Annotated in this window: 15 protein-coding genes; 5 read left to right on the top strand and 10 right to left on the bottom strand. The window is 68.4% G+C overall.

Going from position 1 to position 17,741, the window contains the following annotated elements:
• Nucleotides 1–14: 14 nt before the first annotated feature.
• The 4 genes from parA to ACFOGJ_RS15420 form a co-directional block, all read right to left on the bottom strand.
• Nucleotides 15–671 (bottom strand): ParA family partition ATPase, encoded by a 657-nt coding sequence (parA, locus tag ACFOGJ_RS15435; protein ID WP_379901952.1) that lies wholly within the window; start codon nt 669–671, stop codon nt 15–17.
• Nucleotides 672–787: 116 nt separating this feature from the next.
• Nucleotides 788–1,963, bottom strand: coding sequence for an osmoprotectant NAGGN system M42 family peptidase (locus ACFOGJ_RS15430; protein WP_379901950.1), 1,176 nt, complete (start codon nt 1,961–1,963; stop codon nt 788–790).
• A gap of 30 nt (nt 1,964–1,993) precedes the next feature.
• Nucleotides 1,994–3,796: an N-acetylglutaminylglutamine synthetase gene (ngg, locus tag ACFOGJ_RS15425; protein ID WP_379901948.1), complete on the bottom strand. Its 1,803-nt coding sequence runs from the start codon at nt 3,794–3,796 to the stop codon at nt 1,994–1,996.
• Between the two features lie 61 nt (nt 3,797–3,857).
• Nucleotides 3,858–5,630, bottom strand: coding sequence for an N-acetylglutaminylglutamine amidotransferase (locus tag ACFOGJ_RS15420; RefSeq protein WP_379901946.1), 1,773 nt, complete (start codon nt 5,628–5,630; stop codon nt 3,858–3,860).
• 421 nt (nt 5,631–6,051) lie between these two features.
• Between ACFOGJ_RS15420 and ACFOGJ_RS15415 the strand changes: the two genes are divergently transcribed.
• The 4 genes from ACFOGJ_RS15415 (at nt 6,052) to ACFOGJ_RS15400 (ending at nt 9,978) form a co-directional block, all read left to right on the top strand.
• Nucleotides 6,052–6,543 (top strand): MarR family winged helix-turn-helix transcriptional regulator, encoded by a 492-nt coding sequence (locus ACFOGJ_RS15415; RefSeq protein WP_379901944.1) that lies wholly within the window; start codon nt 6,052–6,054, stop codon nt 6,541–6,543.
• Nucleotides 6,544–6,849: 306 nt separating this feature from the next.
• Nucleotides 6,850–7,794, top strand: coding sequence for a TRAP transporter substrate-binding protein (locus ACFOGJ_RS15410; RefSeq protein ID WP_379901942.1), 945 nt, complete (start codon nt 6,850–6,852; stop codon nt 7,792–7,794).
• 127 nt (nt 7,795–7,921) lie between these two features.
• Nucleotides 7,922–8,599, top strand: coding sequence for a TRAP transporter small permease (locus tag ACFOGJ_RS15405; RefSeq protein ID WP_379901940.1), 678 nt, complete (start codon nt 7,922–7,924; stop codon nt 8,597–8,599).
• Between the two features lie 2 nt (nt 8,600–8,601).
• Nucleotides 8,602–9,978, top strand: coding sequence for a TRAP transporter large permease (locus ACFOGJ_RS15400; RefSeq protein ID WP_379901938.1), 1,377 nt, complete (start codon nt 8,602–8,604; stop codon nt 9,976–9,978).
• Nucleotides 9,979–10,145: 167 nt separating this feature from the next.
• On the opposite strand, the gene ACFOGJ_RS15395 is transcribed toward ACFOGJ_RS15400, so the two are convergent.
• Nucleotides 10,146–10,532, bottom strand: a complete 387-nt coding sequence (locus tag ACFOGJ_RS15395; RefSeq protein ID WP_379901936.1) for a hypothetical protein — start codon at nt 10,530–10,532, stop codon at nt 10,146–10,148.
• 282 nt (nt 10,533–10,814) lie between these two features.
• On the opposite strand from ACFOGJ_RS15395, the gene ACFOGJ_RS15390 reads away from it, so the two are divergent.
• Nucleotides 10,815–11,630, top strand: coding sequence for a class I SAM-dependent methyltransferase (locus tag ACFOGJ_RS15390; protein ID WP_379901934.1), 816 nt, complete (start codon nt 10,815–10,817; stop codon nt 11,628–11,630).
• Nucleotides 11,631–12,195: 565 nt separating this feature from the next.
• Here ACFOGJ_RS15390 and ACFOGJ_RS15385 read toward each other — a convergent pair.
• Genes ACFOGJ_RS15385 through ACFOGJ_RS15365 form a run of 5 tightly spaced genes read right to left on the bottom strand, consistent with a single transcriptional unit; the run spans nt 12,196 to nt 17,718 of the window.
• The gene (locus ACFOGJ_RS15385) at nt 12,196–13,686 is read right to left on the bottom strand and encodes a M81 family metallopeptidase (RefSeq protein ID WP_379901933.1); all 1,491 of its coding nucleotides are present in this window, start codon (nt 13,684–13,686) and stop codon (nt 12,196–12,198) included.
• Nucleotides 13,683–14,225 carry a TRAP transporter small permease gene (locus tag ACFOGJ_RS15380; RefSeq protein ID WP_379901931.1) on the bottom strand — a complete coding sequence of 181 codons (543 nt, stop codon included), beginning with the start codon at nt 14,223–14,225 and terminating at the stop codon, nt 13,683–13,685. The genes ACFOGJ_RS15385 and ACFOGJ_RS15380 overlap by 4 nt, the downstream gene beginning before the upstream one ends.
• A gap of 23 nt (nt 14,226–14,248) precedes the next feature.
• Nucleotides 14,249–15,241 (bottom strand): TRAP transporter substrate-binding protein, encoded by a 993-nt coding sequence (locus ACFOGJ_RS15375; protein WP_379901929.1) that lies wholly within the window; start codon nt 15,239–15,241, stop codon nt 14,249–14,251.
• Between the two features lie 48 nt (nt 15,242–15,289).
• On the bottom strand, nt 15,290–16,567 hold the full coding sequence (locus tag ACFOGJ_RS15370) for a TRAP transporter large permease (RefSeq protein WP_379901927.1): 1,278 nt from the start codon (nt 16,565–16,567) through the stop codon (nt 15,290–15,292).
• A complete protein-coding gene (locus ACFOGJ_RS15365) occupies nt 16,564–17,718 on the bottom strand; it encodes an NAD(P)/FAD-dependent oxidoreductase (protein ID WP_379901926.1) in 1,155 nt (384 codons plus the stop codon). Before ACFOGJ_RS15365 ends, ACFOGJ_RS15370 begins: the two co-directional genes overlap by 4 nt.
• Nucleotides 17,719–17,741 lie beyond the last annotated feature (23 nt).

Here is a 17,741-nt window from a genome sequence, read left to right as displayed (position 1 = left end):
GGAGTGCCGACCGGTCAGGTGCGGAAGCGCCGCCAGACCTCCTTCGACAGGTCGGAGGCCTCTGCCGCGGCGCGCGACCTTGCCGCTTCCTCCACCACGCCCATGCCGCCATTGACGCTGGCGGCGAAGGCCTGGCGGTTGCCCAGGCTCTGCTTCGCATAGGGCCAGTTGCGGCGGTCCAGCTCGGCGCGGATCTCGTCCCCCAGCCGGCCGCGCGCCGGCACCCGGTTCAGCACGAACAGGTAGGGCTTGCGCTCCGCCTCCGCCAGCTTCACCGTCGCATCGGAGGCCCAGAGGTCGAGCGGGTTCAGCTGCACCGGGATCAGCACCATGTCTGCGGCGCGCACCGCGACCTTGGCATCCGTCTCCGCATGCGGCGGGGAATCGATGACGATGACGTCATGGGCGTTGCGCAGCCGGTCGACGGCGCCGCCGGTCCGCCAGCCCGACAGGGCCGCCACGTCCAGCTTCGCGCCGCGTCCCTTCAGCCGGCCTTCCGCCACCGCGGACTGGCGCAGCTGCGACCAGGCGGCGAGGCTGCCCTGCGGGTCGATATCGACCAGCGCGACCGACTTGCCGGAAGCGGCCCAGCTGGTGGCCAGATGGATCGCCAGGGTGGTCTTGCCGGCCCCGCCCTTGCGCTGTGCGATGGTGTAGATCCGCGCCGCCACGCCCTGCTGCCCCCAACATCCAGTCTGCCGCCCTGCGGGTCAGGCTAGCACAGGCCCGCCCGCAGGGTCATCGCTTTATGTGGCAGTGCAACATGAGCGGAAACGGACCGGGTCGCCTATTCCGCCGGGTTCATCTCGTCCTCGGAGATCTCCACCTTCGGCGACAATTGCTGCGTCGCTTCCTGCGTCGGCTGGTGGGTGAAGCCCTTGGCCGGGCCCAGATCCTCCGCGTCGCGTGCGATCTCCACCGGGCTCAGCGCATAGGCCGTCACCAGTTCGGAAATGGATCGCAGGGAATGCATGTGGATGCGTTCATAGCCGTGGCTGGCGTCGATGCCGAAGGCGACCAGGGCGGTCCGGATGTCCGCGCCGGAGGCCAGGGCGGAGGCCGAATCCGAGCGGTAGTAGCGGAACACGTCCTTCTGGTAGCGGATGTCGTTGTCGCGGCAGAGCTGCACCAGCTTGCGGTTCAGGTGCCAGTCGAACGGTCCCGTCTGGTCGGCCATCGCGATGGTGGCACCGAATTCCTGGCTGTTCTGGCCGGGCGCGGTGGTGCCATTGTCGATGGATACCATTGCCGCGACATCCGGTGTCAGCACCGCGGAAGCGCCGATGCCCACTTCCTCAGCCGTGGAGAACAGGAAGTAGATGTCGACCGGCGGATGCGCCTTCTCGCGCATCATCGCTTCCATCGCGGCGAACATGATCGACACGCCGGCCTTGTCGTCCAGGTGGCGGGAATTGATGAAGCCGTTGTCCAGGAACTCGGGCTGTGGATCGATCGCGACGATGTCGCCGATATCGATGCCCAGCGCCTCGACCTCGGCGCGGCTGCGCGCGCGGGCGTCGATGCGCAGCTCCACATAGGGCCAGCCGACCGGCAGCTCGTCGATCTCGTCGCCGAAAGTATGGCCGGACGCCTTCAGCGGCAGGATCGTGCCGCGATAGGTGCCGGCCTCCGAGAATACCGTGACCCGCGCGCCCTCCGCGAAGCGGGCCGACCAGTGGCCGATCGGCACCAGTTCCAGCCGGCCATTGTCCTTCAGGGACTTCACCTGCGCGCCCAGTGTGTCCAGGTGCGAGATGATCGCCCGTGCCGGGTTCTGCTTGCGCCCCGGGATGCGGGCGCGGATCGCGCCGCGCCGCGTGATCTCGAACTTGATGCCCAGCCGCTTCAGTTCGCGGCAGGCCTCATGGACGACATTGTCCGTGTAGCCCGTGGGGCTCGGGATCTCCAGGAAATGCTTCAGCCGCTTGGCCAGATAGTCGGTATCGATTTCCAGGCGGGTCATCTTCCTCCCTTTCGATTGCCGGACGGCCGCTCAGGCGGCGCTCTCCCGCACCGACGCCGGCAGCGACAGCGGGAACAGCAGGTCGACAAACCGCTGCGCCGTCGGTTGCGGCTCGTGGTTGGCGAGGCCGGGCCGTTCGTTCGCCTCGATGAAGACATAGTTCGGCGATTGCGGGTTGGGCACGATCAGGTCGATGCCCACGACGGGAATGTTGATCGCCCGCGCCGCCTTGATCGCCGCGTCGACCAGCACGCTGTGCACATGGTCGGTGACGTCGTGGATGGTGCCGCCGGTATGCAGGTTCGCGGTGCGCCGGACCGTGACCTCCACCCCTTCTCCCAGCACCTCGTCCATCGCATGGCCGGACTCGACGACGCAGCGCTCCGTCTCCTCGTCCTGCGGGATGTGGGACTCGCCGCCGGTCGCCTTCTCGCGGCGGCGGGACTGCCGCGCGATCAGTTCCGCGACCGTGTGCCGGCCATTGCCGACCACCCGCGGCGGCAGGCGGGTGGCCGCGGCCACGACCTTGTAATCGATCACCACCAGCCGCAGGTCCTGGCCGCGCACGAACTCCTCGACGATGACATGCTCGCAGTGCCGGCGGGCATCCTCGATCGCCCGCTCCACCGCCGCCTCGCCCTTCACGTCGACGGTGATGCCGCGGCCCTGCTCGCCGCGCGCGGGCTTCACCACCACGGAGCCGCCGTCCTTCAGCAGCTCCGCCAGCCCGTCCGCGTCATCGGCATCAACCTGGCGGGGCACCAGGATGCCGGCCCGCTCGACGAAGCCGCGGGTGACCGTCTTGTCGTCGCAGATGCTGACCGCGACAGCCGTCGTCAGTTCGCACAGCGCCTCCCGGCACATCACCATGCGGCCGCCATGGGAGAGGCGGAAATAGCCGTTCGGGGCGTCGATGATCTCCACCGCGATGCCGCGCCGGCGCGCCTCGTCGACGATGATCTTGGCATAGGGGTTCAGCGCCTCGACCGGGACCGGCCCGGTGAACAGCGCCTCGTTGATCGGGTTCTTGCGCTTCACGGCGAAGACCGGCACCCGTACGAAGCCGATCCGCTCGTACAGCGCGATCGCCTGCGCATTGTCGTGCATCACCGACAGGTCCATGAACTGCGCGCCGCGGGCCGCGAAATGCTCCGCCAGCCGGCGCACCAGCGCCTCGCCGATGCCGGGCTGCACCGCCTGCGGGTCGACCGCCAGGCACCACAGCGAGGAGCCGCCGTCCGGATCGCCGAACGCCTGGCGATGATCGATGCCGGTCACCGTGCCGACCACCTGGCCGGTGATCTCGTCCTCCGCCAGGAACACCGTGATCTTCCGGCTGTCCCGATTGCCCCACAGGAATTCGGGCGGCACCGCCACCATGTTGCGTGCGGCATAGATCCGGTTCACCGCCTCCGGGTCGGCCGGATCGCTCAGCCGCCGGATCGTGAAGCCGCGCGGCTGCACCTGGGCGGGGCGGTAGCGCGGCAGTTCCAGCCGGTAGGTGTTCGACGGATCGAGGAAGACCTCCTGCGGCGCATGCGCGACCACGACATGCGGGTCGCGCACGTAGAAGGCGATGTCGCGCCGCTCCGCCCGTTCGTCGCGCAGCGCGGCGACCAGTTCCTTCGGATCCTCGAAGGTCTGGCCGAACAGCACCCGGCCCCAGCCGCAATCCACCGTGGCGTTGTGGGCGGGAACCTCGTCCCCGCCGCGGGTCGCCGGCTGCTGGGCGATCCGTGCCTCCGCCCGCAGCCGCTGCATCCGCCGCCGGTAGTTGGTGGCCGAGCGGTTGCGTTCGCCCGGCCGTTCCCTGCTTTCCCGGTCCTTGGTCATCCGCCTCGCCGTCCCTGCAACCCTGCGCGCGCGCGTCCTGCGTCCTTCTTCACCGGCAAGCCTAGATGCCGTGGCTCTGCAGCCACAACTCCAGCAGCCCGACCTGCCACAGCTCGGACCCGCGCAGCGGCGTGATATGTGCCTTCGGGTCGGCGAACAATGTCTCCAGATAGTCCTTGCGGAACAGCCCCCGGCCGCGGGCGGCGGAACCGGTCAATGCGTCCCGCACCATGTCCAGGTAGGGCCCGTCCAGGTATTTCAGTGCCGGCACCGGGAAATAGCCCTTCGGCCGGTCGATCACCTCCGACGGGATCAGGCGCCGCGCGACATCCTTCAGGATGCCCTTGCCCTCGTCCCGCAGCTTCTGCTCCGGCGGGATGCTGGCCGCCAGCTCCACCAGCTCATGGTCGAGGAACGGCACCCGCGCCTCCAGCCCGTGCGCCATCGTCATGTTGTCGACCCGTTTCACCGGATCGTCGACCAGCATGATCCGGCTGTCCAGGCGCAGCGCCCGGTCCACCGGGGTCGCCGCGCCGGGTGCGCCCAGATGGGCGGCGACGAAGTCGCGGCTGTAATCCTCCGCCACATAATCGGCCGACAGGTGCTGCGCCATCCGCGCGTGGTCGCGGTCGAAGAACACCCGGGCATAGTCGCCGACCACGTCGTTGCTGTTCGCCAGCGGCGGATACCAGTGATAGCCGCCGAAGATCTCGTCCGCGCCCTGGCCGGACTGCACCACCTTGACGTGGCGGGACACCTCGCGCGAGAGCAGGTAGAAGGCGACATTGTCGTAGGACACCATCGGCTCCGACATCGCCGCGATGGTCGGCGGCAGGGCTTCCATCAGGTCGTCCTGCGGCACGAAGATCTGCTTGTGGTCGGTGCCGTAATGCGCCGCCACCATGTCGGAATAGCGGAACTCGTTGCCTTCCTCGCCGCCGGCATCCTCGAAGCCGATGGAGAAGGTCTTCAGCCCCTTCTGCCCCTCGGTATGCAGCAGGGCCACCACCAGGCTGGAGTCCACCCCGCCCGACAGCAGCACGCCGACCGGCACGTCGGCGACCATGCGGCGCGAGACGGCGAGCCGCAGCGCCGCCTCCAGCCGGTCCGCCCATTCGCCGTCGCTCAGGCCGACATCCTCCGCCCGGCGTTCGAAAGGCAGGTCCCAATAGACATGGTCGGCGCAGTGGCCGTCGGTCTCGTAGATCCGCAATGTCGCCGGCGGCAGCTTGCGCACACCCTTCAGGATGGTGTGCGGCGGCGGCACCACGGCGTGGAAGCTCATGTAGTGGTGGAGGGCAACCGGATCGATGCCGGTGTCGACACCACCCGCCGCCAGGATCGCCGGCAGCGAAGAGGCAAAGCGCAGCCGCTTCGCCCCGGCGGACAGGTAGAGCGGCTTGATCCCGAAGCGGTCGCGGCCCAGCACGACGCGCCCGCTCTCGCGCTCGTGGATCGCGAAGGCGAACATGCCGTGCAGCCGGTTGGGGAAATCCCGGCCCCAGGCATGCCAGGCCTTCAGCACCACCTCGGTATCGCCGTTGGAGAAGAAGACATAGCCGAGCTGCTCCAGCTCCGCCTTCAGCTCCTTGTAGTTGTAGATGCAGCCGTTGAAGACCACGGTCAGGCCGAGCGCCGGATCGGCCATCGGCTGCTCCGCGCGGTCCGACAGATCGATGATCTTCAGGCGCCGATGGCCGAACGCCACGCGGCCGCGGGCGATCAGGCCGGAGCCGTCCGGGCCGCGCGGAACCTGGACCTCCGCCATCGCTGCCACCGCCTCTGCCGAGGCGGGGCCGTCGTCGAAGCGAACCTCACCCGCAATGCCGCACATATGCTCCCTCTATCCCTGACTGCGCGATCCGGCATGCCTCCCACCGGCTGCACGGCAGGGCGCGCCACCCGCAGTGGCACGGCCTCAGCCGCGGCGCCCGAGGCCTGCGGGATCGTCGCGAATTCCATCTCTTCCGGTTGAACTCCGGACCGTCCGACTCTAGGTAAGAAGCCATCGGTTAGATGTCAAATTGTTTGACCTCTAATCATTTCTGGGACGGAACATGGTGGAACGCGGTATCGATGGCGGCCGACGCCGCAACGGCGGTCCGGCCGGGACGCGCCGACGCAGACCGGACGGCGGGTCGGATGATGCGGACGGAGCGCTTCCGGTTGCAGGAAATGGAACGGTCGGTCCGGCCAGTCGTTCCACCGCGGCGGCGAAAAGCCAGCCGCATGCCGGCGCAGCGTCCACAGGGACCGTGTACGACGGTGCCGACCTGGCCGGCCTGAGCGCCGACCTGATGCGTGCCATCCGGCGCATCACGCGCGCCGTCGATGTGCAGTCCAAGCGGGTCACCCGGGCCAGCGGCCTGACGATCCCGCAGATCGTGATCCTGCAGAGCCTGCACGACCGCGGCGCCCTGAGTACCGGCGGTCTGGCGGCGGAGATTTCGCTCAGTGCGCCGACCGTGACGACGGTCCTGGATCGGCTGGAGGGACGGGGCCTGGTCCGCCGCACCCGCAAGCCCGAAGACCGCCGCATCGTGCTGACCGAACTGACCGCGCGCGGCGGCGAGGTCCTGTCCCAGGCGCCGCCGCTGATGCATGACGGCTTCCTGGCGGCCTTCTCCGCCATGGATGACGCGGCGCAGCTCCGCCTCGTTTCGGCGCTGCACACCCTCGCCGACCTGATGGATAGCGGCCCGCTGCACGGCGCCCTGCTGGCAGAGGAAGACGATCCGGTCGACTGAGCCGGCCACGCATTTCCGCCCCTGCCCATGCAATCCGCTGAAGGCAGCCATGCCAATCCGCTTGGCCTGACCGCGGATTCACGTCACTCTACGAGGCAACGCCCGGGCCATGCGGTGCCGGGCGGCTTGGCAAGCCGCGATTGCCGGCCGCGACAGCGGCAGCCGCGAAGGCGGTGGCCGCGAAAGCGGTAGGGGGCATGACGGCAGAACAGAAGTGCCGGCAACCTTCAGGGAGGATCGAAAATGCGGTTCGGAATTCTTTGCCTCACGGCCGTTGCGGCCATCGGCCTGTCGGCAGGCGCCGCGATGGCACAATGCGACGAGGGCGAGACCGTCATCAAGTTCAGCCACGTCACCAACACCGACAAGCATCCCAAGGGGATCGCCGCCACCCTGCTTGCGGAGCGGGTCAATACGGAGATGAACGGCAAGGCCTGCATGGAGGTCTTCCCGAACTCCACCCTGTATGACGACAACAAGGTGCTGGAGGCGATGCTGCAGGGCGATGTCCAGCTTGCCGCGCCGTCGCTGTCGAAGTTCGAGAAGTTCACCAAGCAGTTCCGCATCTTCGACCTGCCGTTCATGTTCAAGGACATCAACGCGGTCGAGGCCTTCCAGGCCTCCGACGCGGGCCAGGCCATGCTGGACAGCATGCAGCGCCGCGGCCTGCAGGGACTGGCCTACTGGCATAACGGCATGAAGCAGATGTCGGCCAACAAACCGCTGCTGCTGCCGACCGACGCCCAGGGGCTGAAGTTCCGCGTCCAGTCCTCCGACGTGCTGGCAGCCCAGATGGAAGCGCTGGGCGGCACGCCGCAGGCGATGGCCTTCTCGGAGGTCTACGGCGCCCTGCAGCAGGGCGTGGTCGACGGGCAGGAGAACACCTGGTCGAACATCTACGGCAAGAAGTTCTTCGAGGTGCAGGACGGCATTACCGAGACCAACCACGGCATCATCGACTATCTGCTGGTCACCTCGGTCGACTGGCTCGACAGTCTCGATCCGGCGGTACGCGACCAGTTCCTGACCATCGTCGCCGAGGTGACGGAGGCCCGGAACAAGGAATCCACGGCCGTCAATGCCGCCGCCAAGCAGTCGGTCATCGATGCGGGCGGCGTGGTCCGGACCCTGACCCCCGAACAGCGCGCCGCCTGGGTCAAGGCGATGAAGCCGGTCTGGGACAAGTTCGCCGACGATGTCGGGGCGGACAATATCGCCGCTGCCCAGTCCGCCAACCAGATGACCAACTGACCGGCTTTCGGTCGTGATGCCTGCGCGGCCCGGTGCTCCGGGCCGCGCAGCGCACCGGGGCTACGGGCCCGGACGGCCATAGAAGCCGGACAGCGATATAAAGAACGCGCGGGGGGAGAGGATCGGCATGCACGAGCCTCGAACGGCCTTCGACCGTTTCCAGGAGAACTTCGTCGCGGTGCTCCTGGGCCTGATGACGGTCATCACCTTCGCCAACGTGGTCGCCCGCTACATCCTCAACACCGGCATCCTTTGGGGCCTGGAAGTCACCGTCTTCCTGTTCGGCTGGATGGTGCTGATCGGCGCCGCCTATGCGGTGAAGACCAAGTCCCATCTGGGTGTCGATGCCGTGCTCCTGGCCCTGGCGCCGCCGCGCCGCCGTCAGTTCGGCCTCTTTGCCGCCCTGTGCTGCATCCTTTACGCGCTGCTGCTGCTGAAGGGGTCCTGGGACTACTGGGCGAACTTCGCCAACCTGCCGGCCACGGAGGGCCGCTGGTTTCCCCTCGGCTTCGAGGAGAAGTTCCGGGCCAAGGGCTGGTACGAGACGCAGGACACCCCGATGCCGGAGCTGTTCGGCCTGCACCCGCTCGACTGGATCCAGGACGTCTTCAACGAAGGTGAGGAATACGAGAAGATTCCGCGCCTGCTGCCCTATTTCGTCCTGCCGCTGGCCATGGCCCTGCTGCTGTACCGCTATGTCCAGGCCTTCGTCGCACTCTGGCGGGGCCGGCTCGACAGCCTGGTCGCCTCGCACGAGGCGGAGGAGGCCGTCGAGGAAGCGGCACAGAAGCTGAAGGACGCCTGAGGATGGAAGTCGCCCTTCTCTTCCTGCTGATCATCGGCCTGCTGCTGGTCGGCGTACCCATCGCGGTCTCGCTGGGCCTGTCGTCGATCCTGTTCCTGTTGGTCTTTTCCGATTCCTCGCTGGCCTCGATCGCGCAGACCCTGTTCTCCGCCTTCGAGGGCCACTACACCCTGCTGGCGATCCCCTTCTTCATCCTGGCCTCCGCCTTCATGTCGACGGGCGGCGTGGCACGGCGGATCATCCGCTTCTCGATCGCCTGCGTCGGCCATTTCCCTGGCGGGCTGGCCATTGCCGGCGTCTTCGCCTGCATGATGTTCGCGGCCCTGTCCGGCTCGTCGCCGGCGACCGTGGTCGCCATCGGCACCATCGTGATCGCCGGCATGCGGCAGGTCGGCTACACCAAGGAATTTGCCGCCGGGGTGATCTGCAATGCCGGCACCCTGGGCATCCTGATCCCGCCGTCGATCGTCATGGTGGTCTATGCCGCCGCGGTCGACGTCTCCGTCGGCCGGATGTTCCTGGCTGGCGTGCTGCCCGGCCTGCTGGCAGGCGGCATGCTGATGGTGGCGATCTATGCCATCGCCAGGATCAGGAACCTGCCGAAGGGCGAATGGACCGGCTGGCGGGAGGTCTTCGCCGCCGCGCGCGAGGCGGTCTGGGGACTGCTGCTGATCGTGATCATCCTGGGCGGCATCTATGGCGGCGTCTTCACGCCGACCGAGGCCGCCGCCGTGGCCGCGGTCTACGCCTTCCTGATTGCAACCTTCGTCTATCGCGACATGGGTCCGCTGGCGACCGGCGACGGCCGGGCCAACCTGTCGCTGTTCCGCCATCCCGCGGCGCTGCTCACCGCGCTAGTCCATCCCGACACCAGGCGCACCCTGTTCGAGGCCGGCAAGCTCACCGTCACCCTGATGTTCGTGATCGCCAACGCGCTGATCCTCAAGCATGTGCTGACCGACGAACAGATCCCGCAGCAGATCACGGAGGCGATGCTGGCCGCCGGCTTCGGCCCGATCATGTTCCTGATCGTCGTCAACGTGATCCTGCTGATCGGCGGCCAGTTCATGGAGCCGTCCGGCCTGCTGGTGATCGTCGCGCCGCTGGTCTTTCCGATCGCGATGGAACTGGGCATCGACCCGATCCACCTGGGCATCATCATGGTGGTGAACATGGAGATCGGCATGATCACGCCACCGGTCGGCCTGAACCTGTTCGTGACATCGGGTGTCGCGGGCATGCCGATGATGGCGGTGGTGAAGGCGGCACTGCCGTTCCTGGCAGTGCTGTTCGTCTTCCTGATCCTGATCACCTACGTGCCGTGGATCTCCACGGTGGTCCCGCACACCTTCATGGGGCCGGAGCTGATCACGAACTAAAGCACTACAAGAAATGGCGGAAACAATGCTGCGACACCAAGCCGTCATCCTAGGCCTTGAGCCTAGGATCCATTCCGCGAACTCCGCGGGACGTCTTGGCTTGCGGAATGGGTTCTCGGGTCAAGCCCGAGAACGACAAGTTTCTACCTATATTGGGAAAGCCTAGCTCAGCGGTAGACGCGGCCGTCGAACCGGAGCCTGTCGTCGCGACCGGTCGCCGGATCGCGGAAGATCACGTCCTTCCAGCCGTTGGTGCGGCGCTGCCCGCTCGCCACCGGCAGGGAAAAGCTGGCATAGCGGCCGACCACCGCCAGCGGCGCCCGCTCGTCTTCATCCAGGTCCGAGGTGCGCGCCGCACGCTGGAAGATCCAGCCGCCGCAGGCACTGCCCTTGCAGTTGTCCTCCTGCAGGTAGAGGGCGAAGGCCTCGTCGCCGCCATCCTCGTTCAGGTCGATATAGCCGATCAGCAGGCGCTCGCGCTCGATATCGTCGTCGATTTCATCCTCCAGGAAGGCGACGATATCCTCCTCGAACGGCGGCACGCTGCGCCCCACGGTCTGTGCACCGCTGCAGGCGGCAAGGGCGGCCGGCAGAAGGCAGGCCGCCAGAAGCGGGGCGGCACGCAACCCCGGCAATCGGCGACCTGGCCGGAATAGGCGCCCGAAGCGAAACGACATCCGTGCATACCCCTGCGGTTTGCGGGACCGCCGCACTATGCCCCCGGCGCGCCGGGCTTGGCCAGCCTGCCGCGTCAAATCACGCGCTTTCGCAAGCGGCGCCGGCCACCTATCCTGTCGCTGCAACCTTCTCGCAAGACATTTCCCACCCGGCGGGCCATGACCGAATTGAAGGACACGCGGCGACAGGCGCCACCCGAACTGGCTGCGGCCTATGCGGAGATCTTCGCCGGGCTCGACAGGCTGGGGCCGGGGCATGAGGAGACCACCGCGCGGATGCTGGCGCTGGTGCATCCCTTCCTGCCGCATCCGGCACGGATCGCGGACATGGGCTGCGGCACCGGCGCCGATGCCGTCGACCTGGCCCTGACCCTGCCGGAGGCCCAGGTCTATGCCGTCGATGCCCTGCCGGAGATGGCCCGCGCCTGCCGCGACCGTGCCCGCCGCGCCGGCATCGCGCCGCGGGTCACCGTTTTCGTCGGCGACATGTGCGGCGACTTCCTCGACCGGCTGGGCATGGACCAACTGGACCTGATCTGGGCCTCCTCCAGCGTCTGGGCGGTGGGCCGCGGCACCGCACTGGCCAGCTGGGCGCCGCTGCTGCGTCCGGGCGGCTGGCTGCTGTTCAGCGACCTCGTCTGGCTCTCCGCCCCCGACCAGCGCCCGCGCGACATCGCCGCCTTCTGGAAGGACGCCTATCCCGACATGGTCACACCCGGCCAGGTGGTCACGGAGATCGCGCAAGCCGGCCTGCAGCCGATCAGCCAGCACCTGCTGTCGGCGGAGGACTGGCAGGCCTATTACGGCCCGCTGCCGGAACGGCTGGATCGCATCCGCGCGCGGGCGGAAAGCCCGGACAGCGCCCTGGCCCGGGCGGCAAGCGCCCTGGCCAGCGAGATCCGGATCTTCGATTCGGGCTTCGGCAGCTATACCAGCGGCTTCTTCATCGCCCGCAAGCCGCTCTGGGACTGGTAGGGATAGCCGCATAGGCGTCCCCGTTGCCCTGCCCTGTTGCCGTCGTCCTCGGGCCTGACCCTACGGCATTCACACATCTCATCGACGCGCCTCCCTGCCGCCGTCGTCCTTTGGTCGAGTCCAATGAGGGTAGCAGTACGGCGAAGTTGCGTGGCGTCCTTGTCCCGTCTGGGCCTCGTGTCAGGGGCGAGCCCCCCCAAGGTCGTCATTCCATGGCTTGACCATGGAATCCATTCCGCAGGCTTAGCGGGGCCGCGCGGCTTGCGGAATGGATCCTCGCCTCGAGGGCGAGGATGACGAACAGGCAGCAACGACCTGTCCATTTCCCGCCACCGCTAGATGCATGGCGGCAGGGGCCGTATCCGATCCCCTGACGAGATGTGTGAATCCCGTAGGGCCTGACCCGGGGGTCGCGACGAGACAGGGACGCTGCGCAGCTTCTCCGTATCTTCACGGTCCTTGGGTCAGGCCCAAGGACGACGGCGACAGGGAAGGCACGTCAAGGAAAGGTGTGAATGCTGTAACCTCAAGGATGAGGGTGACGCACCAACACCGGCTTCCTCCCTCACGCCGCGAAAGGATCGGCCACCCGCGGCCAGAAGGGATCGGCCTTCTTGGTATAAGGGATCGCAGCGAAGTCCGGCGCGATCGCGCCCGGAGTGGTGACGTACAGGACCTCCGCCGCGATCGGTGCGAAGCCGGCATGGAAATGCTGCGACGATTTCACCACCACGATCCGCGCCTTGCCCAGGTCGATGCCCAGCTGGGTGAAGGCCTCCGGATGGAAGGTCTGGGTGCGCTGGTCGTTCAGCACGATCTCCACCTCCGGCCCCACCGGCATCCCGTCCTTGAGCGCCCGTACGGTCAGCCAGGCGGCACGGCCGATCGGCGCCAGCGACGGACCGAAATGCTGCTGCAGCCCGTCGCGGATCGCCCGCACCTTGGCCTGCAGGTCCAGCGGATCGCCGCTGGCCGGGCCGCACTTGCCGCCGATCCGCAGGTCCAGGGTCGCGCCCTCCCCCGCTTCCGCCACGAAGCCCAGGGCCACCGGGTCCCAGTACAGGCCGCTGACCGCGCCTTCGATGCCGCGCTCCAGGATGCGCTGCAGGATGAAGGTGGAATCGCTGGGCGCGCCGCCGCCGGCATTGTCGGCGACATCGGCCAGCACCACCGGCTTGCCGGCATCGACCTCCAGCGCCCGGTCCAGCGCCGCATCGGTGTCGACGAAACTGTTCGCGACCGCATCGCGCATGGCGAAGACCTCGCGGCCCAGTTCCTCCGCCAGGGCATCCGCCTTCGTCCTGTCGCCGTCGGCCACCACCAGGATGCGGCCGCCGACCTCTGCCACGTCGCCCCAGGGGAAGCCATGTCCCCAGCTGACGCCGAGGATTCCGTCCCTGCCCTCCAGCGCCTTCATCTTCGCGACGAAGGACTGGCCGGGCTCGCGGGTGGTCGGATACATGCTGATCATGCGGCAGTCGAAGACGCCCATCACCGGCTTCGTCCGGCCCGACGCGGCATCGGCGACGATGCCGAACAGGTCGGCGGCGCGGTCGGGAATGTCCACATGCGGATATTCCTTGAAGGTCATGATCGCGGTGGCGTTCTGCAGCATCGCCTCGGTGATGTGGCAGTGCAGGTCCAGCTCCAGCCCGATCGGCACCTCCGGCCCGACGATGGCGCGGATGCGGGCCATCAGGTCGCCCTCGCAATCGTCATAGCCGTCGGCGACCATCGCGCCGTGCATGATCAGCAGCACGGCGTCGACCGGCATCGCCTTCTTCAGGTCGTCGAGGATGCGGTCGCGCAGCCGCTCATAGACCGGCCGGGTGGTGCGGCCCGCCGGCATGGCGAAGGCGCAGATGCTCTCCGCCACCTGGCCCTGGCGCTCCTCCGTCATGCGGCGCCAGACATGCAGCGGCGCGGAGAAGGGATCGGGCTCCGCCGCCGTCGCCGGGCTGTCGATATGGCTGTTCTCGGCAAAGGCCGCCTCGCCGGTCGGGATCGGCGAGAAAGTGTTGGTCTCGGTCGCCAGGCCGGCGATGAAGACTTTCATGGCTTGGACTCTCGGCTGGCCGCCTCCACCTGCTCGGCCTCGTAGGAATCGCGGCCGGCGGCGAGGAAGGCGAGGATGTGGATGACGATCAGGGCGAGCGCCACCGGCACGGCGGCGGCCACCCAGATCATCGGGAAGCCCAATGTGTCCGCCGTCTTCGCGGCGGCGCGGGCGATATAGCCGCGGGACGGATCGGCGCCGGCCCCGAACAGGCAGTAGTAGAGCACCGGCAGCACGAAGATCAGGGCGGCCGCGGCGCGCAGCAGCCGCAGCAGATGCCCCACCCCGCGCCCCGGTATTGCGGCGCGGCGCACCAGAACCGGATCGACTCCGGCGCGGAAGGCGCAGGCCGCCCCCAGCAGGCCGGCCCAGACCATGGCATAGCGGGCCAGTTCCTCAGTCCAGATCGGCGGACTGTCGAAGATGTAGCGGGCGACCACCTGGATCGCGACGAAGACCAGCATCGCCGTGAAGCCGATGGCCGCGCCCCACCGGGCGGCCCGGTCGAGCGCGGCACTGACCGCGATGATCGCCCGCATGATCCCTGTCCCCCGGACCGGAGCTACATCTTCGCGCCGTCCGCGGCCTCGACCCAGATCTCCACCTGCTCCGGCGCCAGCACGCCGTCGGTATAGACCTTGCGGGACCGATCCACGAACTCGGCGCGGGCTTCCGGCGTCAGGTGGGTGACCTCGATTCCGGCCTCCTTCAGCTTGCCTTCCATCGCCGGCTCGGTGCGCTTCAGCCAGGCGCGGTTGGCGTCATGCGCGGCCTTCACCGCATCGTCGACGATCTTCCGGTCCGCATCGCTGAGGCCCTGGTACCAGTCCTCCGACGCGATCGCGAGGCGGGTGGAGGGCACCATGTTGGCGTTGGTGTAGTGCTTGATGAAGTCGGTATGGCCGAACATCAGCGGCACGAAGGCCGGGTTCATATAGCCGTCGGCGACGCCGGTCTGCAGCGCGTTCGGCACTTCCGACCAGCTGACGATCGTGCCTTTGGTGCCCCAGGACTCGAAAAGCTTGATCTGGGTCTCGTCCAGCGCGCGCATGCGCAGGTCGGCCATGTCGTCGGGATGGGTGATCGGCTTCTTGGTATTGAAGATGCCGGCGCCGGAGCCCAGGGCGACGATGTCCAGCACCCGCACGCCTTCCGGCGTCGTGGCCGCGTTCACCTTCTCCAGGATCCTGCCCTTGTCGACGGCCATGTCCAGATGGCCGATATCCTCGAACAGGTAGGGCAGGTAGACGCCGTAGATCAGGGTGTCGAGCTTCCCCGCCGACTTCACGTCGGCCATGTTCACCTCCAGCAGGCCCTGCGAGGTCTGGTCGAGCTTCTCCGCCTCCTCGCCCAGGGCGCCGCGCGGATATTCCTTCGCCTCCATCCCGTGTTCGTTGAGATAGTTGCCGAAGGTATTGGCCCAGACATAGGTGCCGGACCCTTCCAGGTCGGGCGCGGTGTCCAGCGCGATCTTCACCTCCGCCGTGGCCGCCAGGCTGACGGCGGAGAGCGCCGTCGCCAGGGCGGCGGCCTTGATGGTAGCGGTCCAGTTCATTCTTCCCTCCTTCAGGGCTTCCCCGTTTCGTTGGACCCGACAGCCTGCCTAGAAGCCGAACAGCCGCGGCAGGAACAAGGTGATCTCCGGCACCGTGACGAGCAGCAGCAGCACCAGGATCTCGACCACGAAGAACGGCAGGATCGCCGCCGCCAGCCGCCAGTAGTTCAGCCGCGTGACCGTCGAGACGATCAAGAGGCAGCCCCCCAGCGGCGGCGAGATCAGGCCGATGCACAGATTGAAGCAGATCACGATGCCCAGGTGCAGCGGGTCGGCCCCCTGCGCCACCGCCACCGGCGCCAGCAGCGGCACCAGAAGCGCCAGCGCCACCGGCACGTCCATGATCATGCCGGCGACCAGCAGCACCAGGTTCAGCGCCAGCAGGTATTCCAGCGGCCCCAGCCCGGCATCGGTGACGAGCGCAGCCAGGCCCTGCGGCACCTGCTCCAGCCCCGCGACATAGCCGAGTGCGGCGACGGCGGAGAGCAGGATGAAGATCGAGCCGGTCAGCATCGCGGTGCGCTGCAGGCTCTGCCAGATCATGTCGCGGCTGATGCCGCCGTAGAACGGGCTGATCGCCAGCGCGAACAGCACCGCGATGCCGGCCGCCTCGGTCGGCGTGAACCAGCCGACGACGATGCCGGCGACGATGATGAAGGGCAGCATCATCGCCGGCGCGGCACGCAGCGCGCTGGGCACCAGCGGCGGCACCTCGACCCCGCGGCCGCCCGGATGATCCTTCAGATGCGCGATCGCGCCGTTCATCGCGAACAGCGCCCCGGCCAGCAGCAGGCCGGGCAGGATGCCGCCGACGAACAGCCCCGCCACAGAGGTGCCGGTCAGCGCGCCATAGAAGATCAGGATGATGCTGGGCGGGATGATCGGCCCGATCACCGAGGAGGCGGCGGTGATCGCCCCGGCATAGGTCGCCGAATAGCCGCGGGCCTTCATCTCCGGCACCAGCATGTTGCTCAGCGCGGCGGCATCCGCCACGGCGGAGCCGGAGATGCCGGCGAAGAAGACCGAGGTCATCACGTTCACATGGCCCAGCCCGCCCTTCAGCCGTCCGACCAGCGCCATGGAGATGTCGATCAGCGCGGTGGTGATGCCGGAGCGGTTCATCACCTCGCCGGTCAGGATGAACAGCGGCATCGCCATCAGCGCGAAGACGTCGATCTGGCTGAAGATCCGCTGCGGGATGATCGCCAGGTAGCGCAGATTGTCGGTCGCGGCGAAGGTCAGCACCGCCGCCGCGCCCATCACGTAGGCGAGCGCCGCGCCCGCCCCCAGCAGAACCAGCAGGATGACGGGGACCAGCCAGCTCATGGCACGCCTTCCGCCAGGGTCGGCCGGCGCGGCGCCAGGTCGGCCGGCACCACGCCGGCGCGGGCCAGGTCTGGCGGCAGCGCCGTCCCGGCGATCAGTGCGGCCGCCAGCTGCGCCATCGCCGGTGCGGTCTGGATGCCGTAGCCGCCCTGCCCGACCAGCCAGAAGAAACCCTCCGCCGCCGGCTCGAAGCCGGCCACCGGCACGCCGTCGGGGGAGAAGGTGCGCAGCCCCGCCCAGCGGTGATGGATGCGCGCGATCTCCAAGCTGGTCGCCTCCTCGATCCGCCAGGCGGCGGTGGCCACGTCGATCTCCTCCGGCTGCGCGTCGCAGGGCGGGCTGGGGGTCGCGTCGGCGGGCGAGCCCAGGATGCGGCCGGCATCGGGCTTGAAGTAGAACCGCTCTTCCGCGTCCACGACCATCGGCCAGGATGCCGCATCCATGCCGGCGGGCGGGTCGAACAGGATCGCGGTGCGCCGCTTCGGCACCAGGCCCAGCGGCGCCACCCCGGCCAGGGCGGCCACCGCATCGCCCCAGGCGCCGGCGGCGTTGACCAGCACCGGCGCGGCGAAGCGGCCCTGCGCGGTGTCGACCTGCCAGCGCCCGCCCTGCCGCGCGATCGCCGTCGCGCCGGCACTGCCGACCAGCCGCCCGCCGCGGGCGCGCAGCCCCTGCTGGTAGCCGGCATGAAGCGCATGCACGTCGAGGTCCATCGCGCCGCGCTCCAGCGCCGCGCCGGCCAGCAGCTCCGGCCGCAGCACAGGCACCAGAGCCGCCGCGCCGACCGGGCTCAGCCGCTCCATGTCGGTCAGGGCGCCGATTTCCGCCACCAGCCCCTCCAGCACCGGCATCTGCTCCGGCGTGGCGGCGAACATGATGCCGCGGGCGCCCAGCAGCGGATGCGTGGCGAAGCCTTCCGGCGGCGCTTCCAGGAAGCGGCGGCCTGCGCGGGTGAGGGCGCGGACCGGCGCCGGGCCGTAGGTTTCCGAGAACAGGGCGGCGGAGCGGCCGGTGGCGTGATAGCCGGGCTGCGCCTCCGCCTCCAGCACGACCACCGACGCGCCGGCGGCAAGCTCATAGGCCGCGGCGCAGCCGGCCATGCCGGCGCCGATCACCAGGATGTCGGCTTCTGTCGCGTCAGGTCCCGGCACCACCTCCCCCAGTCTCAGCCCTG

Origin of the sequence: Marinibaculum pumilum, assembly GCF_042646425.1 — a bacterium.
Taxonomy (GTDB): Bacteria; Pseudomonadota; Alphaproteobacteria; order Ferrovibrionales; family Ferrovibrionaceae; genus Marinibaculum; species Marinibaculum pumilum.
Note: the sequence above shows the minus strand (reverse complement) of the source record. Positions and strands in the feature narration are given on the sequence as shown.

Coding starts and splice junctions, on each gene's coding strand:
- ACFOGJ_RS15390 (WP_379901934.1), top strand. CDS start 10,815: ATGACCGAATTGAAGGACACGCGGCGACAGGCGCCACCCGAACTGGCT.
- ACFOGJ_RS15420 (WP_379901946.1), bottom strand. CDS start 5,630: ATGTGCGGCATTGCGGGTGAGGTTCGCTTCGACGACGGCCCCGCCTCG.
- ACFOGJ_RS15430 (WP_379901950.1), bottom strand. CDS start 1,963: ATGACCCGCCTGGAAATCGATACCGACTATCTGGCCAAGCGGCTGAAG.
- ngg (WP_379901948.1), bottom strand. CDS start 3,796: ATGACCAAGGACCGGGAAAGCAGGGAACGGCCGGGCGAACGCAACCGC.
- ACFOGJ_RS15375 (WP_379901929.1), bottom strand. CDS start 15,241: ATGAACTGGACCGCTACCATCAAGGCCGCCGCCCTGGCGACGGCGCTC.
- ACFOGJ_RS15405 (WP_379901940.1), top strand. CDS start 7,922: ATGCACGAGCCTCGAACGGCCTTCGACCGTTTCCAGGAGAACTTCGTC.
- ACFOGJ_RS15385 (WP_379901933.1), bottom strand. CDS start 13,686: ATGAAAGTCTTCATCGCCGGCCTGGCGACCGAGACCAACACTTTCTCG.
- ACFOGJ_RS15410 (WP_379901942.1), top strand. CDS start 6,850: ATGGCACAATGCGACGAGGGCGAGACCGTCATCAAGTTCAGCCACGTC.
- ACFOGJ_RS15400 (WP_379901938.1), top strand. CDS start 8,602: ATGGAAGTCGCCCTTCTCTTCCTGCTGATCATCGGCCTGCTGCTGGTC.
- ACFOGJ_RS15380 (WP_379901931.1), bottom strand. CDS start 14,225: ATGCGGGCGATCATCGCGGTCAGTGCCGCGCTCGACCGGGCCGCCCGG.
- ACFOGJ_RS15370 (WP_379901927.1), bottom strand. CDS start 16,567: ATGAGCTGGCTGGTCCCCGTCATCCTGCTGGTTCTGCTGGGGGCGGGC.